This is a genomic window from Streptomyces sp. NPDC050564 (genome assembly GCF_044457265.1).
GTDB lineage: Bacteria > Actinomycetota > Actinomycetes > Streptomycetales > Streptomycetaceae > Streptomyces.
Genome location: NZ_JBITGS010000007.1, coordinates 197,140 through 221,287 on the forward strand (window position 1 = coordinate 197,140; position 24,148 = coordinate 221,287).

The following is a 24,148-nucleotide window of genomic DNA, read 5'->3' on the forward strand; positions in this document are numbered from 1 at the left end:
ACCTCTCCAGGGGCGGCTCCGGCGCACGGCGGCCGCACAACACCCCATCTGTCTAGTCTTCGTGACCCAATTGCAAGTCCCGTTCCGTCCTGCCGCCCCCGGCGACCTGAAGCACAGTGGCCACGGGCGGATAGCCCGCCGCGATGACGGTGTACTCACCGGAGGACAGGTCGACGAACCGGAACGTTCCGTCTGCGCCGGTGGTCAGCGTATCCACCACGTTTCCCGCGGCGTCCAGGAGTGTCACGCGCGCGTCCTCGACAGGACGTCCGCCGCCCGCCCGCACAGTGCCGCGCAGTACGGCGCCCCCGGCCAGTTCGACGTCCTGGCGGGTCTCGCGCGCGGCCTGGACGGTGACGGGGAGCGCGGCCGGGCGGAACGCGGGCGCGCTGGCGGCGAGGGTGTACTCGCCGGCCACCAACTCCGTGATCACATAGCCGCCTTCGCGCCCGCTGCGCGTGGTGGCCACCACCTCACCGTGCACATTGGTGAGCGTGACAGTGGCGTCGCGAACCGGGGTGCCGTCGGCGGTCAGCACGCTTCCGGCGAGGCGTCCCGCGCCGCCGAGGACGACGTCCAGCTCCACGGGGCGTTCACCGACCGTCACCGAGACGGCCTGCGGCTGGTGGCCGCCCGCCGCGGCGATCAGGACGTACGACCCCGAGCCGGGCGTGGAGAGCGCGTATCGCCCGTCCTCGCCGCTGGCGCCTCGCCCGATCTGCTGTCCCGCGACGTCGATGAGGGTGAGCGCGGCTCGTGGCACGACGGTGCCGTCGGGGTGCTGCACCGTGCCGCAGACGGGAACTCCGGCCGCGTAGCCCGAACGGGCCTGCGGAATCTGGGCGTTCACCCGGGCGGACTCCGGGTCGGCGGTGGGGGTGTGGTGGGACACCAGAGGTTTCTCCTTGAGGAAGAAGGCGATGAGCAGGCCCAGGACGAGCACGGGCACGAGGTAGAGGAAGATCCGCGGCATGGCGTCCGCGTAGGCCCCGATGTAGTCGTCGCGCAGGGCGGCGGGCATCGCGTGGACGAGCTGTGGTGTGAGGGACTCGGAGTCCGGAAGACCGGCCCCCGCGCGCGGGGGGAGACGATCGGCGAGCGCGTCGGTGAGCCGATGGGCGAACAGGGTGCCGAAGATGGCGGCTCCGACGCTGCCGCCGATCTGCCGGAAGTAGTTGTTGGCGCTGGTCGCGGTGCCGAGGTCGGCCGGTCGTACGGAGTTCTGCACGGCGAGGATCAGGACCGGCATCACCATGCCGATGCCCGTGCCCAGCACCGCCATCCAGATGCTGTAGTGCAGCCGGGGGGTGTCCGCTTCGAGGCGCGACAACAGCCACATGCCGAGGGCGGAGAGGGCGCTGCCGAGGACCGGATAGACCTTGTAGCGGCCGGTGCGGCTGATGAGCTGCCCGGAGATCACGGAGGCGCCGACGATGCCGCCCATCATGGGGAGCATCAGCAATCCGGACTCGGTGGCGCTGGCCCCGTCGACCATCTGCAGGAAGGTCGGCAGGTAGCTGGCGGCCCCGAAGAGGGCGACGCCGATGACCAGGCCTACCAGAGCGGTGGTGTTGAAGACGCCGTCCTTGAACAGCCGTAGCGGGATGAGGGGTTCGGCCGCGAAGTGCTCGGCGACGAAGAAGAGGACGGTCGCGGCGAGCGCGCCCGCCCCGAGCCCCAGGATGACCCGCGAGCCCCACGGATACTCGGTGCCGCCCCAACTGGTCAGCAGCACCAGACACGTTGACGCGGCGGCGAGGAGCAGTACCCCGAGCAGGTCGAGGCGGCCCCTGGCGCTGGGCTTCGGCAGCTTCAGTACGACGGTGACGACGGCCAGCGTGACCAGGCCGAAGGGCACGTTGATGTAGAAACACCACCTCCAGGAGAGGTGGTCCGTGAAGTAGCCGCCCAGGAGCGGCCCGGCAACCGAGGCGAGGCCGAAGGCGGCGCCGATCAGGCCCATGAAGCGCCCGCGTTGGCGCGGCGGCACGATGTCCGCGATGATCGCCTGCACACCGATCATGAGGCCGCCCGCTCCGACGCCCTGGACGGCACGGAAGGCGATCAACTCGTCCATGGTGCGCGACCATCCGGCGAGCGCCGAGCCGACGACGAAGACGGCGATCGCGAACTGGAAGACACCCTTGCGGCCGAAGAGATCACCGAACTTGCCGTAGACCGGGAGTCCGACGGTGGAGGTGAGCAAGTAGGCGGTGATCGCCCAGGACATCTTGTCCAGACCGTGCAGCTCCCCGACGATCTTCGGGAGCGCCGTGGCCACGATCATCTGGTCCAGCGCGGCGAGCAGCAGGGCGAGCATGAGCCCGAAGAAGACCAACCGCACCTGGCGTGGGCCGAGTTGGACGGGCTCGACCGCCGCCTCAGTGGAGTCCTGCGGGGGCGCGGCAGCCGGTTGGTCCTTCACCAGAGTGATCCCGCCCACGTACCGCTCCCCTCGTCGCGCCCACTGCACAATTCCCGCTTATCGCGACAACTGCGAGTAAGCGCGACGAGTTACGGCGTACCGTCGCGTGACGGGGGGATCCACTCGAAACGGTGAGGCGCCAACGGGCCCTGCGCGGTTACCCCTTGGCGAGCGGACCGCGTGGAACTACTTCTCCACCTCGGTGGCGAGCTTGGCGAGCACCGCGTCGTAGATCCGGGCGAGGCCCTTGGGCGCGAAGGTCTTCTCGAAGAAGCCGCCGATGCCGCCCGCGCCGTTCCAGACGGTGGTGATCACGACGCGCGACCTGCCCTCGCCGGCCGGGGTGACCCGCCAGGTGGTGACCATCGAGGAGTTGCGGTCCTTCTCGACGAGCTCGCCGTCGGTGGGCTCGCTCACCTCGAGCAGGCAGTCGCGGACGCGCTTGCTGGTGGCCTGGAGCTTCCAGTGGACGAGGGTGCCCTCGCCGTCGCCGCCCTCGCGCACCTCGTACTCGCTGAAGTGCTCGGGCAGCAGCTTCGCGCGCGTGCCGCTGTAGTCGGCCAGGGCGTCGAACACCGCCTCCGCGTCCGCCGCGATGACCCGCTCCGTCGTGGCCTCGACCTGCGCCATGGCACTTCCTCCAGCAATTGGTTCCTCGGGGGTGTGCCGCCAGCCAACCACCAGGCGACCCGGCCGCCCAAATCGGGGCCCCCGAGCGGCATGGACCGGCCACCGGGAGCCCCTCACGGGTGTCACGGAAAAGGAGGTCGCACGATCAAGGGAACATGTGTTCTATTCTGTGCCGCAGTGCTATCGAGGAGGCGTCATGCGCTGGGAGAACCTCACAGTGGACCCCGCCGGGGACCCCGCCCGGGACGCCGCGCTGTTCGGCGCGGAAGCGGTGACCACCCGCACCTTCGACACTCCGGAGTTCCGCGGGATCACCTTCCACGAGATCCGGGCGCGCTCGATCGTGAACCGGGTGCCGGGAGCTTCCCGCATGCCCTTCGAGTGGACGGTCAACCCTTATCGGGGGTGCACGCACGCGTGCGTGTACTGCTTCGCGCGCAAGACGCACAGCTATCTGGACCTCGACACGGGACTCGACTTCGACTCCCAGATCGTGGTGAAGGTCAACGCGCCCGACCTGCTGCGCCGCCAGCTCGCCTCACGCCGCTGGCAGGGCGAGCACATCGCGATGGGCACCAATGTCGACTGCTACCAGCGCGCGGAGGGCCGCTACCGCCTGATGCCCGGCATCATCTCCGCGCTGCGCGACCACGCGAACCCCTTCTCGATCCTCACGAAGGGCACTCTGATCCTGCGCGACCTCGACCTCCTGAAGCAGGCGTCCGAGGCCACCGACGTCGGCATCTCCGTCTCCGTGGGCTTCACCGACCCCGACCTGTGGCGCACCGTCGAGCCGGGCACACCGGCCCCGGAGCGCCGGCTGGACGTCGTCCGTACCCTGACGGACCACGGCATCGGCTGCGGTGTCCTGATGGCCCCGGTGATCCCCTTCCTGGGCGACCACCCGGCCCAGTTGCGCGCCACGGTACGGGCGATCGCGGCCTCCGGCGCCACCTCGGTGACCCCGCTCGTGCTGCACCTGCGGCCGGGCGCCCGCGAGTGGTTCATGGCCTGGCTGGAGCGCCATCACCCGTATCTCGTACGGCGTTACGAGCGGCTGTACGCGGAGGGCGCTTACGCCCCGAAGTGGTACCAGCGGCGGATCACCCGTCAGGTCCACGAGCTGGCAGAGGAGTACGGCATCGGCCCCACGCGCGCAGGGATGCCCCGCAGGATCACCACCCCCGCCGAGCCGCCCGCGCCCGCGGAGCCGACTCAGCTCACGCTGCTCTGAAGCGCCTCCGAGGCATCTCTGACGGCATCCGAGCGCATCCCGCGACTCAATCGGGTCAAGTCTCCTCAGAACGAGTTCCTCCGGCCTCCCTTCCCGGGACGATGCGGCGAGGGCCGTGGCCTGCACGGCTCAAAATCCTCCGTCCTGGGGAGGCTTTATGAAGAAACGCGCAGCTGCTCTGTGCGGAGCAGCCGCCGTGATGGCCGGGATGATCACGTCGATCCCCGCCGACGCGAGCGCCGGCTCCGCGACCGCGCCGCGCACCACCCAGACCACAAAGCTCACCTGGAAGAAGTGCGGCACCAGCGACTATCCGAGGCTCGAGTGCGCGTCCCTGCCGGTGCCGCTGGACCACTCGAACCCGCACAGCCGGCTGATCGCCCTCGCCCTGTCCCGCGTCCCGCACACCGCGGAGACGTACCAGGGGCCGCTGCTGGTCAACCCTGGCGGACCCGGCGGCAGCGGTCTCACACTGGCCGGATTCGTGGCGTCGTCGCTGCCGAAGCAGGTGGCCGCGCAGTACGACGTCATCGGCTTCGACCCACGCGGCGTCGGCGCCAGCAAGCCGGCCCTGGACTGCAAGCCCGGGCAGTTCAACCCGGCCCGCCCCGACACCGTCCCCAGCACGCCGGCCGTGGAGAAGGCCAACCTCGATCGCGCCAAGGCCTTCGCCCAGGCCTGCGGCACCAAGTACGCGAGCCTGCTGCCGTACATCGACACGGTGAGCGCGGTCCGGGACATGGATTCGATCCGGAGCGCGCTGGGCGCAGAGAAGATCAACTACTTCGGGTACTCGTACGGCACCTACCTGGGCGCCATGTACGCGAAGCTCTACCCGAACCGCGTACGCCGACTGGTCCTGGACTCCATCGTCGACCCCACCGGCGTCTGGTACGACAACAACATCCAACAGGACTACGCCTTCGACGACCGCCACCAGGCGTTCCTGGCCTGGGTCGCCAAGCACAACGCCACGTACCGGCTCGGCACCGACCCGGCGGAGGTCGAGGCGAAGTGGTATGCGATGCGCGCGGCGCTCGCCAAGAAGCCCGCGCAGAAGAAGGTGGGCGCCTCCGAACTGGAGGACACCTTCATCCCCGGCGCCTACTACGACGGCTACTGGCCCCACCTCGCCGAGGCGTTCGCGGCGTATGTGAACGACAAGGACTCGGACCCGCTGATCAAGGCGTACGGCAATTTCGGCGCCGCCGATGCCTCGGGCGACAACGGATACAGCGTCTACACCGCGGTGCAGTGCCGTGACACGTCCTGGCCGCGCGACTGGAACCAGTGGCGCAACGACAACTGGGCGGTGTACGACAAGGCGCCCTTCATGGTCTGGAGCAACGCCTGGTACAACGCGCCGTGCGCCTTCTGGCCGACGAGCTCGCTCCAGCCGATGGACATCTCCAACAAGGCCCTGCCCCCGACGCTGCTCTTCCAGGCCACGAACGACGCGGCCACCCCGTACGAGGGCGGTGTCACCGTCCACCACCTGTTGCGCGGCTCCAGCCTGGTGGTCGAGCAGGGCGGCGGGAACCACGGCATCACGTTGAGCGGAAACGCCTGCCTGGACAAGTACCTGGCGACGTATCTGACGAACGGCAAGGTGCCGCACAGCGGCGGCGAGATCGACGCGATGTGCGAGAAACTGCCCGACCCGAAGCCGCTGACCACCACCAAGGCGGCTTCGACCACCTCGCGCGGCTCGGCGCTGCACGGGCTGCTCGGCTTCCGAGGCTGAACCCCCGCCGAGCAGTGCCCCGTCGGGGGCGTTGTCAGACCCATGGTCCACCATGGACGCATGAGTGAGTTGACGCGCATCTCCGCCCCCGACGGGGTCGCCCCCGCCGCCGCGTACACCCACGTCGTGATGGGTACCGGCCGCTTCGTGGCGGTCTCGGGCCAGCTCGCCCTCGACGAGGACGGCAAGCTCGTCGGCGAGGGCGACCCGGCCGCCCAGGCCCGTCAGGTCTTCGAGAATCTGCGCCGGTGTCTCGCCGCCGCCGGAGCCACGTTCGACGACGTCGTCAAACTCACCTTCTTCGTCACGGACATGGCCCACATGCCCGCGATCCGCGCGGCCCGGGACGCGCACATACCCGCCGACCGGCTCCCGGCCGCTTCCGCCGTCCAGGTCGCCGGGCTGGTCCGCCCCGAGTTCCTCATGGAGATCGAGGCGTACGCGGTGGTGGCCGAGTGAGCGGGCTCCTGGTCCGCGAGATGACCCTCGCCGACTGCGACCGCGTTGCCGAGATCCGTATCCGAGGCTGGCAGATCGCGTACAAGGGCCTGATACCGCAGCCGTACCTCGACGCGCTCAGCGTGGAGAGGGACGCGGCACGGCGGCGCGCGTACTTCGAGCTGGGCGGCGGCGAGGTCGTGAACCTGGTCGCTGAGCGGCACGGCGAGGTAGTCGGCTGGGCCTGCCACGGACCGTACCGGGACGATGAAGTCCGTGCGGGCGACGTCGAGTTGTACGCGATCTACGTGCATCCCGATCGCGTCGGCGAGGGGGTGGGGCGCGCGCTGCTGCGGGAGTCGGCCGATCGCTGCGCGGCGGCCGGGCACGCGCGGATGCTGCTGTGGGTGCTCAAGGAGAACACTCCGGCCCGCCGCTTCTACGAACGCGCCGGCTTCGCCACCGACGGCGCCGAGGAGCCTTTCGACGTGGACGGGGTCGCCGTGCCCGAGGTGCGGTACGTGCGTGTGCTGGCCGACGCCGCAGTGGACTGACCGCCTGCGCGGTCACCTCGGGGGCGTCCAGCCGCACCTGGGTCTTGGGGCGCGCGCGCCCACGCCGTCTCCTCGGGTCGGACATAGGCCTGCCTGCGTCGTCTCCCCCGGGGAGGCGTCCAGCCGCACCTTCGTCTTGAGACAGGCGCGCGCCCACGCCGTCCCCTCGGGACAGGCGTCGGCCTACACCCCGTCCCTCGGCAGCCGCGCCAGCGCATGCACGGCCGCCTCCGCGAGTGCCGGGTGTGCCAGCGCCTCGTTCAGGACAAGTCTCGCGCGCGGGTCCCCTAGCGCACCCAGGCCCTCCACGCACGCGAGCGCGACCCTGCGGTACGGGTCGTGCGGGCGCAGCCTGCGCCCCAGGGTGGTGATCAGCGCGGGCACGGCCTCGGGAGCGCGCAGCTCGACCAGGAGCCGTATCGGGTGGAGTGCATAGGCCACGCGCAGCTCGTTCGTGGCGAGCGCGGCCGCCGCGCGGGCGGTGCGGGAGTCGCCGAGGCGGGCCAGGGCGTACGCGGCGGACGCGCAGCGCTGCGGGTCGCGGTGGTTGAGCAGCAGAACGAGCGCCTCGAAGGCCCGCCGGTCCCCGGCGACCCCGAGCCGGAAGGCGACCAGCTCCCGGGCCCACAACGGCTGCCCCGGAGCGCTCAGCTCCGCCGCCAGCCCGTCGAGGTCATCGGTCGCCAGCAGACGGTCGTACTCCGTCGAGGCTCCGGCCTCGGCCCGTACACGCTCCGTGAGTGATCGCAACGCTTCGTCCATGCGCCGAGCCTAGAGAAGCCTGTGAGGCGCGGGGACGTACATCACAAAGTCGGGGGCTGGCGTGCTCGTTACTGGCGGGTTAAGCTCAGACGAGCGAGTTACCCACTCGCGTCGTACTTGCGGTGGCCTGGTGACGCAGCCGCCGTGAGAGCAGTCGGTTCGGTACTTCAGGTACCTGTGTACGACACGGCTCCGGGACAGGGCCGGTCGGTCAGCACCGTTCCGCGCGGCGTCTGTTCGTCGACGCCCTCGGACGGCATCGGGCGTGTGCGCTCGTCAGCCCGGCAACACCCGCAACCTCCGCACTGTGTGCGCCTGTTGGCGTACCCACGTGCGCTCCTCAGTCGTCACCCTCTCCCTGGAGTCCCGCGATGGCCACTCCCCTGTCCGACACCCCTCTGTCCCCGCTCAAGACCGTCGCCGTCGTCGGCCTCGGCACCATGGGCACCGGCATCGCCGAGGTCCTCGCCCGGGCCGGCCGCGAGGTCATCGGCATCGACATCAGCGAAGCCGCCACCACCCAGGCCGTCACGGCGCTCGAAGCGTCCACCGCCCGCGGTGTGCAGCGCGGGCGCTGCACCGAGCAGGAGCGTGCCGACGTCCTCTCCCGCTTCCGCACGTTCACCGATCTCTCGGCCGCGGCCGACGCCGACCTGGTCATCGAGGTGACCCCGGAGTCGTACGACATCAAGCAGCAGGTCTTCCGCGCGCTCGACGACATCGTGCGCCCGGAGACGATCCTGGCGACAGGCACCAACGCGCTGTCCGTGACGCGCCTCGCCGCCGACTCGGCCCACCCCGAGCGCGTTCTCGGTCTGCACTTCTTCAACCCGGCGCCCGCGATGAAGCTGGTCGAGGTCGTCTCGTCGGTGCTCACCGCGCCGAGCGCGGTGGCCGCGGTCACCGATCTCGCCGTCGAGCTCGGCAAGGAGCCCGTCGCGGTCGGCGACCGGCCCGGATTCGTCGCCGACGGGCTGCTGTTCGGCTATCTCAACCAGGCCGCCGCGATGTACGAGGCGAAGTACGCCTCCCGCGAGGACATCGACGCCGCGATGAAGCTGGGCTGCGGACTCCCGATGGGCCCGCTGGCGCTGCTCGACCTGATCGGCGTGGACACCGCGCGGACCGTCCTGGAGGCCATGTACGCCGAGTCGCACGACCGGCTGCACGCCCCCGCCCCCATCCTCAAGCAGCTCAGCGAGGCGGGCCTGACCGGCCGCAAGTCGGGGCGCGGCTTCTACTCGTACGAGGCACCTGGCAGCACCACTGTCGTGCGGGACGCCCTGACGCCGCTGGAGGGGGCCGCTCTGGCCCCGGGCCGCACGGTGCGCTCCGTCGGCGTGGCGGGCTCCGGCACGATGGCGTCTGGTATCGCCGAGGTCTTCGCGAAGGCCGGGTACGAGGTCGTTCTCGCCGCCCGCAGCGAGGAGAAGGCACAGGCCGCCAAGGCCCGTATCGGCAAGTCGCTTTCGCGCTCTGTCGACAAGGGCCGGATGACGGCCGAGGCGGCGGCGCAGACCCTGGAGCGGATCACCCCGGCGGGCTCGTACGACGCCTTCGCCGAGGTCGATCTGGCGCTGGAGGCGGTCGCGGAGGACCTGGAGATCAAGCAGCAGCTGTTCGCCACGTTCGACAAGGTCTGCAAGCCCGGCGCGATCCTCGCCACCACCACCTCCTCGCTGCCCGTCGTCGCCTGCGCCCGCGCCACCTCGCGCCCGCAGGACGTGATCGGCATGCACTTCTTCAACCCGGCCCCGGCGATGAAGCTCGTCGAGGTCGTGCGGACCGTGCTGACCGCCGACGACGTGCACGCCACCGTGCGCGAGGTCTGCGCCAAGATCCGCAAGCACCCGGTCGACTGCGGCGACCGCGCCGGTTTCATCGTGAACGCACTGCTGTTCCCGTACCTGAACAACGCGATCAAGATGGTGCAGGAGCACTATGCGTCCCTGGACGACATCGACGCGGCGATGAAGCTGGGCGGCGGGTACCCGATGGGCCCGTTCGAGCTCCTGGACGTGGTCGGGCTGGACGTCTCCCTGGCCATCGAGAAGGTTCTGCACCGCGAGTTCCGCGACCCGGGTCTGGCCCCGGCGCCGCTCCTGGAGCATCTGGTGGCCGCGGGCTGCCTCGGCCGCAAGACGGGCCGCGGCTTCCGCGAATATGCCCGGCGCTGAGCGACCGGGCGACTGGTTCGCAGACAGCGCCGACTGGGGCGGACTGCTCGACCCGACCGGAACCCCCCCGCCCGTCGAGGGCGGGGGGATTCCCGGACATGCGCGCTCTCCTGCGCACATGCAGTACGTTCGGGTCATGCCCCAGCCCGCCAAGTCCTCACGTACACCAGCCACGCCCGACGCACCGGAGAGTGCCGCAGGCAGTCGCGCGGCCGCACAACGGCTCAAGATGCGCCGAGAGCTGGCGGCCGCGGCCATGGAGCTGTTCGCGACCAAGGGGTACGAGGCGACCACGGTCGATGAGATCGCAGCCCAGGCCGGGGTGGCCCGCCGCACGTTCTTCCGCCACTTCCGCTCCAAGGAAGAGGCGATCTTTCCCGACCACGACGACACCTTGATCCGGGCGGAGGCGGTGCTCAACGCGGCGCCCGCGCACGAGCACCCGCTCGACACCGTGTGCCGTGGCATCAAGGAAGTCATGAAGATGTACGCGGCCCGGCCCGAGATCTCCGTCTCGCGCTACAAGCTGACGCGCGAGGTGCCGACCCTGCGGGAGGCCGAGATCGCCTCGGTGGCCCGCTACGAACGGCTCTTCACCCGCTATCTCCTGGGTCACTTCGACGAGCACGCGCACGACGACGACGCCAACGACGATCCGCTGCTCGCCGAGGTCGCCGCGTCGGCCGTGGTGACGGCGCACAACCATGTCCTACGGCGCTGGCTGCGGGCCGGCGGCCAGGGGGACGTCGAGGCCCAGTTGGACCACGCCTTCGCCATCGTCCGCAAGACGTTCGGCACCGGAATCGGTGCCGGGCGCGAGCCCGCGCCTCGGCCGGCGCCGGCATCCTCTTTCACGGAGGGAGACGTGCTGGTGACCGTGGCCCGGGTCGATGCCCCGCTGGATCAGGTGATGCGCACCATCGAGCAGGCGCTCAAGGAACGGTCGTAACTTCCCTCACAGAACGGCGGCTCTGGCCGCTTGTCTCCATCGCCGGACGGGCTCGATTTGAGCGCGTCCGGCGTTTTTGCACCCCGAATTCGATCGATCATCGCGCACTCTGATCGATCATCGCTCACGTGTTGCGTAAAGATTTCACCTGAGCGCAACTTCTGGCACTCCGTGCCTTGCGGGGTGACACGGCGTGCCATACGTTGAAGGTGTCCGGGCGGCCGGCGTGCAGAGACCTTTCGTACGCCGGCTGTCCCCGCAAACCACTGGTCTGCGCGCCCGGACGCCTGCGTCACAGGCAACCTCCTGCGCCACAAAGCGCTGCCACAGCACCACCTCCGCCGAACCGACGGCACACCCCTCACCCCCAGCAGCAGCACCGACGTAACCCTCAGCGTCTTCCCTCGGACGCTCATCGCCGGAGGCAACACCGTGAAGGAAATCCTGGACGCGATTCAGTCGCAGACTGCCACGTCTGCCGACTTCGCCGCTCTTCCGCTCCCCGAGTCGTACCGCGCGATCACCGTGCACAAGGACGAGACGGAGATGTTCGCCGGGCTCACCACCCGCGACAAGGACCCCCGCAAGTCGATCCACCTGGACGACGTGCCGGTGCCGGAGCTCGGCCCGGGCGAGGCCCTGGTGGCCGTGATGGCCTCCTCCGTCAACTACAACTCGGTCTGGACCTCGATCTTCGAGCCGATGGCCACCTTCGGGTTCCTGGAGCGCTACGGCCGGCTGAGCGAGCTGACCAAGCGCCATGACCTGCCGTACCACATCATCGGCTCCGACCTCGCGGGCGTCGTCCTGCGCACCGGCCCGGGCGTCAACGCCTGGCAGCCCGGTGACGAGGTCGTCGCGCACTGTCTGTCCGTCGAGCTGGAGTCCTCCGACGGCCACAACGACACGATGCTCGACCCCGAGCAGCGCATCTGGGGCTTCGAGACGAACTTCGGCGGTCTCGCCGAGATCGCGCTCGTCAAGTCCAACCAGCTGATGCCGAAGCCCGACCACCTGTCGTGGGAAGAGGCTGCCGCCCCGGGCCTGGTGAACTCCACCGCCTACCGCCAGCTGGTGTCGCGGAACGGCGCCGGCATGAAGCAGGGCGACAACGTGCTCATCTGGGGCGCGAGCGGTGGACTCGGCTCGTACGCCACGCAGTTCGCGCTCGCCGGTGGCGCCAACCCGATCTGTGTAGTGAGCAGCGAGCAGAAGGCGGACATCTGCCGGGCGATGGGCGCCGAGGCGATCATCGACCGCAACGCCGAGGGCTACAAGTTCTGGAAGGACGAGCACACCCAGGACCCGAAGGAGTGGAAGCGCTTCGGCAAGCGCATCCGCGAGCTGACCGACGGCGAGGACGTCGACATCGTCTTCGAGCACCCCGGGCGCGAGACCTTCGGCGCGAGTGTGTACGTGACCCGCAAGGGCGGCACCATCGTCACCTGCGCCTCGACCTCGGGCTACAACCACGAGTACGACAACCGCTACCTGTGGATGTCGCTGAAGCGGATCGTCGGCTCGCACTTCGCGAACTACCGTGAGGCCTGGGAGGCCAACCGGCTCGTCGCCAAGGGCAAGATCCACCCGACGCTCTCCAAGGTCTACTCCCTGGAGGAGACCGGGCAGGCCGCGTACGACGTGCACCGCAACCTCCACCAGGGCAAGGTCGGCGTGCTCACGCTGGCGCCCCGCGAGGGCCTGGGTGTGCGCGACGAAGAGAAGCGCGCCCAGCACATCGACGCCATCAACCGCTTCCGGAACGTCTGAGGTCCCCCAGATGACAGAGCGCCAGAAGGACCGGCCGTGGCTCATGCGGACCTACGCCGGTCACTCCACCGCCGAGGCGTCCAACGAGTTGTACCGGCGCAACCTCGCCAAGGGCCAGACCGGTCTGTCGGTCGCGTTCGACCTGCCGACGCAGACCGGCTACGACCCCGACCACATCCTCGCCCGCGGCGAGGTCGGCCGGGTCGGGGTGCCGGTCTCACACCTCGGTGACATGCGCCGGCTGTTCCAGGACATACCCCTGGAGCAGATGAACACCTCGATGACCATCAACGCCACCGCCATGTGGCTGCTGGCGCTCTATCAGGTCGTCGCCGAGGAGCAGGGTGCGGACATCACCAAGCTCCAGGGAACGACCCAGAACGACATCGTGAAGGAGTACCTGTCGAGGGGGACGCATGTCTTCCCGCCGGGTCCCTCGCTCCGTCTGACGACGGACATGATCACGTACACGGTGAACCACATCCCGAAGTGGAACCCCATCAACATCTGCAGCTATCACCTGCAGGAGGCGGGAGCCACCCCGGTCCAGGAGATCGCGTACGCGATGTCCACCGCGATCGCCGTCCTGGACGCGGTGTTCGCCTCCGGCCAGATCGCCGAGGACCGCAAGGGCGACGTCGTCGCACGCATCTCCTTCTTCGTGAACGCGGGCGTCCGCTTCATCGAGGAGATGTGCAAGATGCGGGCGTTCGGGCGGATCTGGGACAAGATCACGCGCGAGCGGTACGGCATCGAGGACGCCAAGCAGCGGCGCTTCAGGTACGGCGTCCAGGTCAACTCCCTCGGTCTGACCGAGGCGCAGCCGGAGAACAACGTCCAGCGGATCGTGCTCGAGATGCTGGCCGTGACGCTCTCGAAGGACGCACGCGCGCGTGCCGTCCAGCTGCCCGCCTGGAACGAGGCGCTGGGCCTGCCCCGGCCCTGGGACCAGCAGTGGTCGCTGCGCATCCAGCAGGTGCTCGCGCACGAGAGCGACCTGCTGGAGTACGAGGACATCTTCGAGGGCTCGCACGTGATCGAGGCCAAGGTGTCGGCTCTCGTCGAGGAGTCGCTGGCCGAGATCGAGCGGATCCAGGAGATGGGCGGCGCGATGGCCGCCGTCGAGTCGGGCTACCTGAAGTCGCAGCTCGTCTCCTCGCATGCCGAGCGCCGCGGCCGCATCGAGTCCGGTCAGGAGAAGATCGTCGGCGTCAACATCTTCGAGTCGACCGAGCCGAACCCGCTGACGGCCGACCTCGACGCGGCGATCCAGACGGTCGACCCTGCGGTCGAGGCCCGGGTGATCTCCGCGCTCCAGCACTGGCGCGACACGCGGTACCAGCCGCCCTTCAACCACCCGCGCCCGTGCAAGGCGCTGGAGCGGCTGAAGGAGGCCGCCAAGGGCACCGACAACCTCATGGAGGCCACCCTGGAGTGCGCCCGCGCCGGCGTCACGACCGGTGAGTGGTCCGGTGCGCTGCGCGAGGTGTTCGGCGAGTTCCGCGCCCCCACCGGTGTCTCGTCCGCGCCCGTCGCGGTCACCGCCGAGGAGGGCACCGCGCTCGCACTGGTCCGCCGCAAGGTGGAGCTGACGGCGAAGGACCTCGGCGTCGGCAAGCTCCGCTTCCTGGTCGGCAAGCCGGGCCTGGACGGGCACTCCAACGGCGCCGAGCAGATCGCCGTGCGGGCCCGCGACGCCGGGTTCGAGGTGGTCTACCAGGGCATCCGGCTGACGCCCGAGCAGATTGTGGACGCCGCGGTCGCCGAGGACGTGCACGGTGTCGGTCTGTCCATCCTGTCCGGTTCGCACGCCCAGTTGGTGCCGGACGTGCTGGAGAGGCTGCGCGCGGCCGGCGCGGCCGACATTCCGGTGATCGCGGGCGGGATCATCCCGAACGCCGACGCCGAACAGCTGCGGGCCGCGGGAGTGGCCGCGGTCTTCACCCCGAAGGACTTCGACATCACCGGAATCATCGGCCGTATCGTCGACGAGATCCGCAAAGCGAACAAGCTCGACCCCCTGGAGGTCCCCGCATGACCACGCCCGTCAACCGTCTGCGTCCGCGTCGCTCCTGCCTCGCGGTGCCGGGAAGCAACCCCCGCTTCCTGGAGAAGGCCCAGGGCCTCCCCGCGGACCAGGTCTTCCTCGACCTGGAGGACGCGTGTGCCCCACTGGCCAAGCCCGGGGCCCGGCACACCATCGTCAAGTTCCTCAACGAGGGCGACTGGACCGGCAAGACGAGGGTCGTGCGCGTCAACGACTGGACGACCGAGTGGACGTACCGCGATGTCGTGACCGTGGTCGAGGGTGCGGGCCAGAACCTCGACTGCATCATGCTGCCGAAGGTTCAGGACGCCCAGCAGGTCGTGGCGCTGGACCTGCTGCTGACCCAGATCGAGAAGACGATGGGCTTCGAGGTCGGCAAGATCGGTATTGAGGCGCAGATCGAGAACGCCCAGGGTCTGAACAACGTCAACGAGATCGCCACGGCTTCCCAGCGTGTCGAGACGATCATCTTCGGCCCGGCCGACTTCATGGCGTCGATCAACATGAAGTCGCTGGTCGTGGGCGAGCAGCCGCCCGGCTACCCGGCGGACGCCTACCACTACATCCTGATGAAGATCCTGATGGCCGCCCGCGCCAACAACCTCCAGGCGATCGACGGCCCCTACCTGCAGATCCGCAACATCGACGGCTACCGCGAGGTCGCCCAGCGCGCCGCGGCGCTCGGCTTCGACGGCAAGTGGGTGCTCCACCCGGGCCAGGTCGAGGCGTCCAACGAGATCTTCTCGCCCTCCCAGGAGGACTTCGACCACGCCGAGCTGATCCTGGACGCGTACGACTACTACACGTCCGAGGCGGGCGGCAAGAAGGGCTCCGCGATGCTCGGCGACGAGATGATCGACGAGGCCAGCCGCAAGATGGCGCTCGTCATCTCGGGCAAGGGCCGGGCCGCCGGCATGCAGCGCACTTCCAAGTTCGAAGCCCCGGAGGCCTGAGCACCATGCAGTTCGGACGCACCTACGAGGAGTTCGAGGTCGGCGCGGTCTACAAGCACTGGCCCGGAAAAACGGTCACCGAGTACGACGACCACCTCTTCTGTCTCCTGACGATGAACCACCACCCGCTCCACATGGACACGAACTATGCGGAGAACACGACGGACTTCGGCAAGAACGTCGTCGTAGGGAACTACATCTACTCGCTGCTGCTCGGCATGTCCGTGCCGGACGTGTCGGGCAAGGCGATCGCCAACCTGGAGATCGAGTCGCTGCGGCACGTGGCGCCGACCTTCCACGGCGACACGATCTACGGCGAGACGACGGTCCTCGACAAGACGCCCTCGAAGTCGAAGAACGACCGCGGCATCGTCTACGTCGAGACCAAGGGCTACAAGCAGGACGGCACGCTGGTCTGCGTGTTCCGCCGCAAGGTGATGGTCCCCACCGAGACGTACATCAAGGAGCGCGGCGGCGAACAGCCCGGCCGCCCGGAGCTGAAGCAGCAGGAGAAGTAGCCATGGCGCGACTCGCCCAGACCGCCGGTCTGACCGACATCCAGCAGGAGATCCTCTCCACCGTCCGCGACTTCGTGGACAAGGAGATCATCCCGGTCGCCACCGAGCTGGAGCACCGCGACGAGTACCCGCAGCAGATCGTCGACGGCCTCAAGGAGCTGGGCCTCTTCGGGCTGATGATCCCCGAGGAGTACGGGGGCCTGGGCGAGTCGCTCCTCACCTACGCGCTGTGCGTGGAGGAGATCGCCCGCGGCTGGATGTCGGTGTCCGGCATCATCAACACGCACTTCATCGTGGCGTACATGCTCAAGCAGCACGGCACGCAGGAGCAGAAGGACTACTTCCTGCCGCGCATGGCGCTCGGCGAGGTGCGTGGGGCCTTCTCGATGTCGGAGCCGGCTCTTGGCTCGGACGTGTCGGCGATCACGTCGAAGGCGGTCAAGGACGGCGACGAGTACGTCCTGAACGGTCAGAAGATGTGGCTGACGAACGGCGGCTCTTCGACCCTGGTGGCCGTTCTCGTCCGAAGTGACGAAGGACACCCCGAGGGCACCGCGCCCCACAAGTCGATGACGACCTTCCTGGTCGAGAAGGAGCCCGGCTTCGGAGAGGTCCGCCCCGGCCTCACCATCCCCGGGAAGATCGACAAGATGGGTTACAAGGGTGTCGACACCACCGAGCTCATCATGGACGGACTGCGCATTCCGGCCAATCGTGTGCTCGGCGGGACCACCGGGCGAGGGTTTTACCAAATGATGGACGGAGTGGAGGTCGGCCGCGTCAATGTGGCGGCACGTGGCTGCGGCGTCGCACAGCGTGCGTTCGAGCTGGGTGTCTCCTATGCCCAGCAGCGTCACACTTTCGGCAAGCCGATCGCCCAGCACCAGGCCATCCAGTTCAAGCTGGCCGAGATGGCTACCAAGGTCGAGGCCGCCCATGCCATGATGGTGAACGCGGCACGCAAAAAGGACTCTGGGGAACGAAACGACCTCGAAGCAGGGATGGCGAAGTACCTCGCCTCCGAGTACTGCAAGGAGGTCGTGGAGGATGCTTTCCGGATCCACGGCGGCTACGGCTTCTCCAAGGAGTACGAGATCGAGCGCCTCTACCGTGAGGCTCCGATGCTGTTGATCGGTGAAGGTACCGCCGAAATCCAGAAAATGATCATCGGGCGCAGGTTGCTCGAAGAGTATCGACTCCAGGGTTAGATGTCCGGGTTCGGGGTGTTTTCTTCGAGAAGAAGATCACACCCCGTCAACACTCTTCGGCCTCCGACTCGGCTTCCTGGCTTGCCCAGTTGTGGCCCGCGACCGGTACGATCCCGGAAAGCCGCCGTCCCCCGTTACAGCGCGGCATCATCCGCTACGAAGGTCATCCATGCCCCACAGCCAAACCTCTGCACCACGCGGCCGGGTCCGCCTCGCGCGCGGAGCATCGCCGTGGCTTCTCCCGACCGTTGCCACCGCAGCACTCAGCCTGGCCCGGGCGCGCCGCTCCGGCGCCGCCAAGGCCGTGGCCGTACCCGCCACCGCGCTCGCGGCGGGCATGCTGTGGTTCTTCCGCGACCCCGAGCGCGAGATCGCCCAGGGCCGGGTCATCTCGCCCGCCGACGGTGTGGTGCAGAGCATCATGCCGTGGAAGGACGGACGCACCCGCGTCGCGATCTTCATGAGCCCGCTCAACGTCCACGTCAACCGCGCGCCGCTCTCCGGCACGGTGACCTCGGTCGAGCACATCCCCGGTGGGTTCGTTCCGGCGTTCAACAAGGAGAGCGAGAACAACGAGCGTGTCGTCTGGCACTTCGACACCGAGCTCGGCGACATTGAGATGATCCAGATCGCCGGCGCGGTCGCCCGTCGTATCGTTCCGTACATCCCCCAGGGCACCAAGGTCGAGCAGGGCGACCGGATCGGTCTGATCCGCTTCGGCTCGCGTGTCGACATCTACCTCCCCGAGGGTGTCGAGGTCGATGTGGAGGTCGGTCAGAAGACCGTGGCTGGGGTGACTCGAATTGACCGTGATTGATCCTGAGACCCAGGCCGGCTGGGTGCCGGAGGCCGACGAGGTGGACGACGAGGAGGAGATGCCCCTCTCGCTCCGCCTCTCAATAGCGGACACCCTCACCCTCGGCAACGCCACGTGCGGCTTCATGGCGGTGTACTTCACCACCACCGGCATCCTGATCCCACACCTCACCGGCAGCCAGGAGACGGGCATGGCGCGGCACAGCGCCGCCACGGCCGTCATCCTGATGCTCTGCGCGGCGGTCTTCGACCTGTTCGACGGCCTGGTCGCCCGCAAGCTGCGCTCCTCCCCCATGGGCGCGGAACTGGACAACCTGTCCGACCTGATCAGCTTCGGTCTCGCACCGGCGTACTTCGTGCTGGTCTACGGCATGGTCGCGGACGACGCGCATCAGCGGGTGGCGGCGGTCGGGGCGATCGTGGTCCTGCTCGCGGTCGTACTCCGCCTGGCGCGGTTCTCCTGCGTCACGGTGAAGGACGGCACGTTCCAGGGCATGCCATCGCCGTTCGGTGCGCTGACCGTGGTCTCCATCGTCCTGCTGGAGCTTCCGTTCGTCGCCACGCTCATGGCGATCACCGGTACCGCGTGGCTGATGGTGAGCCGGGTCGAGTACCCGAAGCCGCGAGGGCGCCTCGCGGTGGCGATGCTCTCCTGGATCGTGCTCAGCATGGGTCTGCTGGCGGCGTGGGCCTTCGACGCGCCGAGTGGCCAGCTGCTCCTTCAGACGGGCTGTGCGCTGCAGCTCGTCATGGGTGCGGTGATTCCCCTCTTCGCCACCGCCCGCAGGGTGAACAACTTCCGGGACAATCGCCGGGAGGCGCGAGCGGCGCAGCTGCCGTAGCGCGTTCGTTGGACGTGATCAAAGGGCCCCGAACCTGACGGTTCGGGGCCCTTTGCCTATGGATGCTCTGTCGGCTGCGGGTGGGTGGGGGTTGTTCGCGCAGTTCCCCGCGCCCCTGAAAAGGGGCGCGGGGAACTGCTCAGTCTTTTGGGGGCCCGGGGGCAGAGCCCCCAGGTACGGGACGGGCAGGGGCGGGGGCGAAGAAAACCCGCTCAGACCGTCAGGAAGTCGCGCGCGACGTTCTCCGCCACCCGCTCCAGGATCGGCCCGGCGTCGGCGATGCACTTCGCGACGTCGGGCTCGACGTCGGTGAGAGGGTAGGCGCGGCGGATACCCGCCTTGCCGAGGGCCTCGGGGCGCAGGGCGAGCCGCCCGCAGACCGCGACGACCTCCTTGCCCGCCGCGCGGGCGGCGGCGGCGACACCGGCGGGTGCCTTGCCATGGAGGGTCTGCTCGTCGAGAGACCCCTCGCCGGTGATCACCAACGTGGCACGGTCCAGCGCGGGCGCGAACCCGAGGACATCGAGCATGACCTCGATACCGGGGCGGAACCGGGCGCCGAGCACGAGGGCCCCGTACCCGATGCCTCCCGCGGCGCCCGCACCCGGCGCTGCCGCGTACTCGGCGGCCTTGGCACCGATCGCCTTCTCCAGGATGGTGGCGAAGTGGGCGAGGGCGGAGTCCAGGGTCGCCACGTCCTCGGGACTGGCGCCCTTCTGGGGGCCGTACACGGCCGGGGCGCCCTTGGGACCCGTCAGCGGGTTGTCCACGTCGCTTGCGAGGACGAAGTCGATCGAGGACAGCCGGGAGTCCAGGTCGGACAGATCGGCGGTCACGACGTCACGCAGCGCGGCACCACCGGGCGCCACCGGCTCCCCGTCCGCGTCCAGGAAGCGCGCGCCGAGCGCGGACAGCATGCCGGCTCCGCCGTCCGTCGTGGCGCTGCCGCCGACGCCGAACACGATCGTGCGCGCACCGGCGTCCAGCGCGGCGCGCAGCAGCTCCCCGGACCCGTACGTCGAGGACGTCAGCGGCGCGAAGACCCCGGCGGGCAGCCGCTGCAGCCCGCTCGCCTCGGCCATCTCCACGACCGCGGTGTCCCCGCGCAGCGCGTACGCGGCCGTGAGCTCCTCGCCCAGCGGCCCGGCGACCCGCACCTCACACCGCTCGAATCCGGCCGCTACCGCCGCGTCGACGGTGCCGTCGCCGCCGTCGGCCACGGGCAGCGCCTCGACCTCGACGCGCGGCGCGACCCGGCGCAGTCCGGCCGTCACCCGCTCCGCGACCTGCACGGCCGTCAGCGATCCCTTGAACTTGTCCGCGGCGATGAGCACACGCGGGGTCCGATCCACAGCAGCGTCCGCCACCTTGCATTCCCCTTGCTTTCCGGGCCTTGCTCACGTCAAGGCAGTCGCGCCGCTGCGACCTTAACCGGAGGAAGCCCCCGCCGTCATGCCCCGCCCAGCTCGCGGAATCACCCGGCCCCCGGAAGTGCCGAGCTCTCGGAATCACCCGGCCTCCGGAAGCACCCGGCTCGCCCAATGCCGCGCGTACCCGCCCGGAATTGGGTAAACCGGAGCTATGACCCCTGTGGGCACTGAGCTCGCCGACCGCATCCTCGGGGGCTGGCTGGGCCGGATCGCGGGCAACATGCTCGGCAAGCCGGTCGAGCAGGGCGACCACTGGACGCGGGACCGGATCGACCGTTATCTGCGGCAGGCCGCGGCCCTGCCGCTCACCGACTACCTCCCCGAACCCTCCGGCGACAGCGCTCAGAACGACGAGTTCGAGCTGCGGCCCGAGTGGCGCCAGTGCGTCCGGGGCCGCATCCACGGCAGCTGCCGTGACGACGACGTCGACTACGCGATCCTCGGCCTCGACCTCCTGGAGACGCACGGTTTCTCCTTCAGCACCGAGCAGGTCGGCGACCTGTGGCTGCTGCGGCTGCCGTATCTGCAGACGTTCACGGCCGAGCGGGCGGCGTACCGCAACCTCGCCAACGGGCTGAAACCGCCACTGACGGCGACGTACGACAATCCCTACCAGGAGTGGATCGGCGCGCTCATCCGCGCCGACGTCTACGGCTGGACCTCCCCGGGGCTGCCGCGCCGCGCGGCCTCCCTGGCCCGCCGGGACGCCGTCCTCTCGCACACCGGCAACGGCGTGTACGGAGCGATGTGGGCGGCCGCGCTGATCTCGGCGGCGTTCACCGCTCCCACCGTGCGGCACGCCCTGGACACGGCGCTGACCGTCATCCCCGCGAGCAGCCGTCTCGCACGCACGGTGCATCGCGTGCTCACACTTCACGAGACCCGGATGACCTGGGAGGACACGCTCAGCACGGTGGCCGAGGAGACCGCGGGCCTCGGCTGGATCCACACCATCCCGAACGCCGCGGTCCTCACGGCGGGGCTCCTGTACGGCGACGGCGACTTCACCCGCACCATCACGTTGACCGTCCGCGGCGGCCTGGACACCGACTCGAACGGCGCGACCGCGGGCTCGGTCGCGGGCGTCCTATGCGGCGCATCGGCAGTCCCCTCGCAGTGGAAGGATCCCCTGGAGGACACCGTCCGCAGTGCGGTGTTCGGCTTCGACGGGGTGCGGATCAGCGAGCTGGCCTCGCGCACGGTCGCGCTGGTCGGGGCCGAGGCCTAGCCCACCCGTACCGGCGGCCCGGTCTTGAACGCCTCGGCCCTCACACCCATCGCCCGCAGCAGCAGCCGGTCGCGCACACCGTCCGGGAGGAAGCGCAGCAGGGCGAGCGCTCGCCCGTCGCGTCCGGTGGTGTAGAGCGTGTCGGGCCGGCGGGCGGTCAGGGCTCGTACGACGGCGTTGACGGCCGGGGCGACCGGCCCCAGCGGCTGGCGGGCCGCAGCGGTCCGTACGGCGTCCAGGACGCCCGCGTACCGGTGCAGGGTCTCGGGCGAGCCGGCCCAGCCCATGCCGGCGCTCGCCTTGTCCGCCGTGGTGAAGATGGCGGTGTCCATGGCTCCCGGCTCGACCAGGGAGACCTTGACGCCTTGGTGGCGCAGTTCCATCCGCAGGGCCTGGGTGAGCGCCGACAGGGCGGCCTTGGAGGCGGCGATCGGGCCGAAGAAGGGCGGTGTGACGCGGGCGGACACGGCACCGAGGTTCACGATCCGGCCGCCGGCCGCGCGCAGTGCGGGCAGGAAGGCGCGGATCACCGCCGCCTGTCCGATCACATTGATCTCGAACTGGCGGCGCCAGGCCTCGGCCGGCACCAGTTCGACGGGGCCCTGCCCCATGATGCCCGCGCTGTTCACCAGGGCGTCGAGACGGGGCCCCACGATGTCCGCGGCCGCCGCGACGGACTCCTCGTCGGTCACGTCGAGGAGGACGGGGGTCAGGCCGGCGCCGCGCAGCGCTTCCGTGTCCGTAGGTTTGCGGTGCGCGGCGTAGACGATCCAGCCGTCGCCGCTCAGCCTGCGTGCGAGTGCGCCACCCACACCGCCGGTGGCGCCGGTGATCAGAACGGTTCGGGGAGGGGTCAGCTCAGCCACAAGGGCCGCCTTTCACAAGGGGGTTCGCTTTCCCTTCCACCCTCCGTCAGGCCGCATCCGCGTTGAAGAGTGCAGAATTTACTGGTGGCAGCGACACCAGGATCAGCACCCGGCACCGGCGACCAGGCTCGCGAGGCGCTCGCCCCGGTGCCGGACGATCACGGCCGCAAGGCCCTCGCCGCGTTCCTGCGCTCCCGCCGCGAGCGCGCCGACCCCGCGGGGACCGGGCTGCCACCGGGTGGCCGCCGCCGTACCCCCGGGCTGCGCCGCGAGGAGGTCTCGCTGCTCTCCGGCGTGAGCCTGACCTGGTACACCTGGCTCGAACAGGGCCGGGACATCCATGTCTCCCCGCAGATCCTGCTCGCCCTGGCCCGCGCCCTGCGACTCGACGAGGTGGAGCGGGCCCACCTCTTCCGGCTCGCGGGCCTTCCGGCGCCCGAGCCCGCCGAACGCTCCCTGGAGGTCCCTGACGCCGTCCGCGCCTTCCTGGACAAGCTGATGCCCAACCCCGCGTTCGTCATCGACCGCTGCTTCGACATCCTCGCCTGGAACCCGGCGCAGGAGCGCATCCTCGGCCCGGCCCTGCTGGACCGCCCGCGCCGCGAACTCAACAGCGCCTGGATGCTGTTCCGCGTCCCGGAGATCCGCGCGCTGATGCCGGAGTGGGAGCGGGAAGCCCGCTGGATGGCCGGACTGCTGCGCCAGCAGGCGGCGTACGAACTCGACAACCCGCGCTTGCCCGAACTGATCGCCGAACTCATCGACACCAGCCCGTACTTCGCCGAGTCCTGGGAGACCCATGACGTCGTGGAGTTCCGCTCCTCCGTACGCCGCTACCGGCACCCGGAGGTCGGCGAACTCGAAGTCACTTACGTACGCCTGGCGGTGGAGGAAGCACCCCGGCTCAGCCTGATCTGCCACTTCGCCGAGCCGGGCAGCACGTCCGAGGAACGGCTGCGCAAGCTCACGACCCTTGGCGAATGACACGTCTCGCTACCCTTCGTGGGTGACCACTCCTGATTTCGCCACGTACATCGCGGGCCTGCCCCGCGTGCTCGCCGGAGCCGCCGCCCTCTTCCGCGACACCGGTGGGCGGGTGCTGCTCGTCGAGCCGAACTATCGCGAGGGCTGGGCCCTTCCGGGCGGCACCGTCGAGTCGGACGACGGGGAGACACCGCGACAGGGCGCGCGCCGCGAGACGGCCGAGGAGATCGGCCTCGACGTCGAACTCGGCCGGCTCCTCGCGGTCGACTGGGTGCACGGTACGGCGCGGCCGCCGCTGGTGGCCTACCTGTACGACGGCGGGGTCCTCGGCGAGGACGACTTCAAGTCGATCCGCCTCCAGGAGGAGGAGCTCCTGTCCTGGCGGCTGGTGCCGCGCGAGGAGCTGGGCGAATATCTGCCGGGCGCCCTGGGCAGGCGCGTTCTCGCCGGGCTCGACGTGCTGGCGGAGGGCACGGGGACGGCGGAACTGGAGAACGGCCATCGGGTGGGCTAGGCAGGGGTCGTCAGGTCGCGTCGAGCGGTCGACGCGGCGTCGGCCCCCTCGGGCGGCGG

General features: G+C 69.6%; 21 protein-coding genes. 16 read left to right on the plus strand and 5 right to left on the minus strand.

The features are described 5' to 3' along the window. Positions 1 to 52 precede the first annotated feature (52 nt). Together ACIBK0_RS13700 and ACIBK0_RS13705 are read right to left on the minus strand one after the other, a co-directional pair. The gene (locus tag ACIBK0_RS13700; RefSeq protein ID WP_399079035.1) at positions 53 to 2,443 is read right to left on the minus strand and encodes an MFS transporter; all 2,391 of its coding nucleotides are present in this window, start codon (positions 2,441 to 2,443) and stop codon (positions 53 to 55) included. Between the two features lie 168 nt (positions 2,444 to 2,611). Then, the gene (locus ACIBK0_RS13705; RefSeq protein WP_399079037.1) at positions 2,612 to 3,055 is read right to left on the minus strand and encodes an SRPBCC family protein; all 444 of its coding nucleotides are present in this window, start codon (positions 3,053 to 3,055) and stop codon (positions 2,612 to 2,614) included. A 196-nt stretch (positions 3,056 to 3,251) separates the two neighbouring features. Here ACIBK0_RS13705 and ACIBK0_RS13710 point away from each other — a divergent pair, with 196 nt between their 5' ends. From ACIBK0_RS13710 to ACIBK0_RS13725, 4 genes are all read left to right on the plus strand, one after another. After that, positions 3,252 to 4,289 carry an Rv2578c family radical SAM protein gene (locus ACIBK0_RS13710; RefSeq protein WP_399079039.1) on the plus strand — a complete coding sequence of 346 codons (1,038 nt, stop codon included), beginning with the start codon at positions 3,252 to 3,254 and terminating at the stop codon, positions 4,287 to 4,289. 157 nt (positions 4,290 to 4,446) lie between these two features. Further along, positions 4,447 to 6,033, plus strand: coding sequence for an alpha/beta hydrolase (locus ACIBK0_RS13715; protein ID WP_399079041.1), 1,587 nt, complete (start codon positions 4,447 to 4,449; stop codon positions 6,031 to 6,033). 60 nt (positions 6,034 to 6,093) lie between these two features. Further along, positions 6,094 to 6,492: a RidA family protein gene (locus ACIBK0_RS13720; RefSeq protein WP_369250221.1), complete on the plus strand. Its 399-nt coding sequence runs from the start codon at positions 6,094 to 6,096 to the stop codon at positions 6,490 to 6,492. After that, a complete protein-coding gene (locus ACIBK0_RS13725; protein WP_399079045.1) occupies positions 6,489 to 7,025 on the plus strand; it encodes a GNAT family N-acetyltransferase in 537 nt (178 codons plus the stop codon). Before ACIBK0_RS13720 ends, ACIBK0_RS13725 begins: the two co-directional genes overlap by 4 nt. A 183-nt stretch (positions 7,026 to 7,208) precedes the next feature. On the opposite strand, the gene ACIBK0_RS13730 is transcribed toward ACIBK0_RS13725, so the two are convergent. Beyond that, on the minus strand, positions 7,209 to 7,787 hold the full coding sequence (locus tag ACIBK0_RS13730) for an adenylosuccinate lyase (protein WP_399079047.1): 579 nt from the start codon (positions 7,785 to 7,787) through the stop codon (positions 7,209 to 7,211). A gap of 371 nt (positions 7,788 to 8,158) precedes the next feature. Here ACIBK0_RS13730 and ACIBK0_RS13735 point away from each other — a divergent pair, with 371 nt between their 5' ends. The 9 genes from ACIBK0_RS13735 to pssA all read left to right on the plus strand — a co-directional run bounded on the left by ACIBK0_RS13735 (position 8,159) and on the right by pssA (position 19,067). After that, entirely contained in the window at positions 8,159 to 9,964 is a 1,806-nt protein-coding gene (locus ACIBK0_RS13735) for a 3-hydroxyacyl-CoA dehydrogenase family protein (protein WP_399079049.1), read from the plus strand. Positions 9,965 to 10,100: 136 nt separating this feature from the next. After that, the gene (locus ACIBK0_RS13740) at positions 10,101 to 10,913 is read left to right on the plus strand and encodes a TetR family transcriptional regulator (RefSeq protein ID WP_399079051.1); all 813 of its coding nucleotides are present in this window, start codon (positions 10,101 to 10,103) and stop codon (positions 10,911 to 10,913) included. Between the two features lie 432 nt (positions 10,914 to 11,345). Beyond that, positions 11,346 to 12,683, plus strand: a complete 1,338-nt coding sequence (ccrA, locus tag ACIBK0_RS13745) for a crotonyl-CoA carboxylase/reductase (protein ID WP_399079053.1) — start codon at positions 11,346 to 11,348, stop codon at positions 12,681 to 12,683. A gap of 10 nt (positions 12,684 to 12,693) precedes the next feature. Further along, on the plus strand, positions 12,694 to 14,721 hold the full coding sequence (locus ACIBK0_RS13750; protein WP_399079055.1) for a protein meaA: 2,028 nt from the start codon (positions 12,694 to 12,696) through the stop codon (positions 14,719 to 14,721). Beyond that, positions 14,718 to 15,683 carry a CoA ester lyase gene (locus ACIBK0_RS13755; RefSeq protein ID WP_095937577.1) on the plus strand — a complete coding sequence of 322 codons (966 nt, stop codon included), beginning with the start codon at positions 14,718 to 14,720 and terminating at the stop codon, positions 15,681 to 15,683. The genes ACIBK0_RS13750 and ACIBK0_RS13755 overlap by 4 nt, the downstream gene beginning before the upstream one ends. Before the next feature lie 5 nt (positions 15,684 to 15,688). Further along, positions 15,689 to 16,201 carry a MaoC family dehydratase gene (locus ACIBK0_RS13760; RefSeq protein ID WP_399079058.1) on the plus strand — a complete coding sequence of 171 codons (513 nt, stop codon included), beginning with the start codon at positions 15,689 to 15,691 and terminating at the stop codon, positions 16,199 to 16,201. 2 nt (positions 16,202 to 16,203) lie between these two features. Next, positions 16,204 to 17,409: an acyl-CoA dehydrogenase family protein gene (locus tag ACIBK0_RS13765; RefSeq protein WP_189191027.1), complete on the plus strand. Its 1,206-nt coding sequence runs from the start codon at positions 16,204 to 16,206 to the stop codon at positions 17,407 to 17,409. Between the two features lie 169 nt (positions 17,410 to 17,578). Continuing rightward, positions 17,579 to 18,226: a phosphatidylserine decarboxylase gene (locus ACIBK0_RS13770; RefSeq protein ID WP_399079061.1), complete on the plus strand. Its 648-nt coding sequence runs from the start codon at positions 17,579 to 17,581 to the stop codon at positions 18,224 to 18,226. 22 nt (positions 18,227 to 18,248) lie between these two features. Continuing rightward, positions 18,249 to 19,067: a CDP-diacylglycerol--serine O-phosphatidyltransferase gene (gene pssA / locus ACIBK0_RS13775; RefSeq protein ID WP_399079284.1), complete on the plus strand. Its 819-nt coding sequence runs from the start codon at positions 18,249 to 18,251 to the stop codon at positions 19,065 to 19,067. Between the two features lie 212 nt (positions 19,068 to 19,279). Here pssA and ACIBK0_RS13780 read toward each other — a convergent pair whose 3' ends face one another. Next, positions 19,280 to 20,419, minus strand: a complete 1,140-nt coding sequence (locus tag ACIBK0_RS13780; protein WP_399079063.1) for a glycerate kinase — start codon at positions 20,417 to 20,419, stop codon at positions 19,280 to 19,282. 229 nt (positions 20,420 to 20,648) lie between these two features. Here ACIBK0_RS13780 and ACIBK0_RS13785 point away from each other — a divergent pair, with 229 nt between their 5' ends. Next, a complete protein-coding gene (locus ACIBK0_RS13785) occupies positions 20,649 to 21,725 on the plus strand; it encodes an ADP-ribosylglycohydrolase family protein (RefSeq protein WP_399079065.1) in 1,077 nt (358 codons plus the stop codon). Here the strand turns inward: ACIBK0_RS13785 and ACIBK0_RS13790 are convergent. Continuing rightward, entirely contained in the window at positions 21,722 to 22,591 is an 870-nt protein-coding gene (locus ACIBK0_RS13790; RefSeq protein WP_399079068.1) for an SDR family NAD(P)-dependent oxidoreductase, read from the minus strand. The genes ACIBK0_RS13785 and ACIBK0_RS13790 overlap by 4 nt on opposite strands. 84 nt (positions 22,592 to 22,675) lie before the next feature. On the opposite strand from ACIBK0_RS13790, the gene ACIBK0_RS13795 reads away from it, so the two are divergent. Further along, a complete protein-coding gene (locus ACIBK0_RS13795; protein WP_399079070.1) occupies positions 22,676 to 23,575 on the plus strand; it encodes a helix-turn-helix transcriptional regulator in 900 nt (299 codons plus the stop codon). 22 nt (positions 23,576 to 23,597) lie between these two features. Then, complete coding sequence (locus tag ACIBK0_RS13800) at positions 23,598 to 24,089, plus strand: NUDIX domain-containing protein (RefSeq protein WP_399079072.1); 492 nt, start codon at positions 23,598 to 23,600, stop codon at positions 24,087 to 24,089. The last annotated feature ends 59 nt before the right edge of the window (positions 24,090 to 24,148 follow it).

Bases quoted from the DNA above. Each gene is read 5' to 3' on its own strand.
- ACIBK0_RS13705 (WP_399079037.1), bottom strand. From the start codon at position 3,055: ATGGCGCAGGTCGAGGCCACGACGGAGCGGGTCATCGCGGCGGACGCG.
- ACIBK0_RS13710 (WP_399079039.1), top strand. From the start codon at position 3,252: ATGCGCTGGGAGAACCTCACAGTGGACCCCGCCGGGGACCCCGCCCGG.
- ACIBK0_RS13715 (WP_399079041.1), top strand. From the start codon at position 4,447: ATGAAGAAACGCGCAGCTGCTCTGTGCGGAGCAGCCGCCGTGATGGCC.
- ACIBK0_RS13720 (WP_369250221.1), top strand. From the start codon at position 6,094: ATGAGTGAGTTGACGCGCATCTCCGCCCCCGACGGGGTCGCCCCCGCC.
- ACIBK0_RS13730 (WP_399079047.1), bottom strand. From the start codon at position 7,787: ATGGACGAAGCGTTGCGATCACTCACGGAGCGTGTACGGGCCGAGGCC.
- ACIBK0_RS13735 (WP_399079049.1), top strand. From the start codon at position 8,159: ATGGCCACTCCCCTGTCCGACACCCCTCTGTCCCCGCTCAAGACCGTC.
- ACIBK0_RS13740 (WP_399079051.1), top strand. From the start codon at position 10,101: ATGCCCCAGCCCGCCAAGTCCTCACGTACACCAGCCACGCCCGACGCA.
- ACIBK0_RS13750 (WP_399079055.1), top strand. From the start codon at position 12,694: ATGACAGAGCGCCAGAAGGACCGGCCGTGGCTCATGCGGACCTACGCC.
- ACIBK0_RS13755 (WP_095937577.1), top strand. From the start codon at position 14,718: ATGACCACGCCCGTCAACCGTCTGCGTCCGCGTCGCTCCTGCCTCGCG.
- ACIBK0_RS13760 (WP_399079058.1), top strand. From the start codon at position 15,689: ATGCAGTTCGGACGCACCTACGAGGAGTTCGAGGTCGGCGCGGTCTAC.
- ACIBK0_RS13765 (WP_189191027.1), top strand. From the start codon at position 16,204: ATGGCGCGACTCGCCCAGACCGCCGGTCTGACCGACATCCAGCAGGAG.
- ACIBK0_RS13770 (WP_399079061.1), top strand. From the start codon at position 17,579: ATGCCCCACAGCCAAACCTCTGCACCACGCGGCCGGGTCCGCCTCGCG.
- ACIBK0_RS13785 (WP_399079065.1), top strand. From the start codon at position 20,649: ATGACCCCTGTGGGCACTGAGCTCGCCGACCGCATCCTCGGGGGCTGG.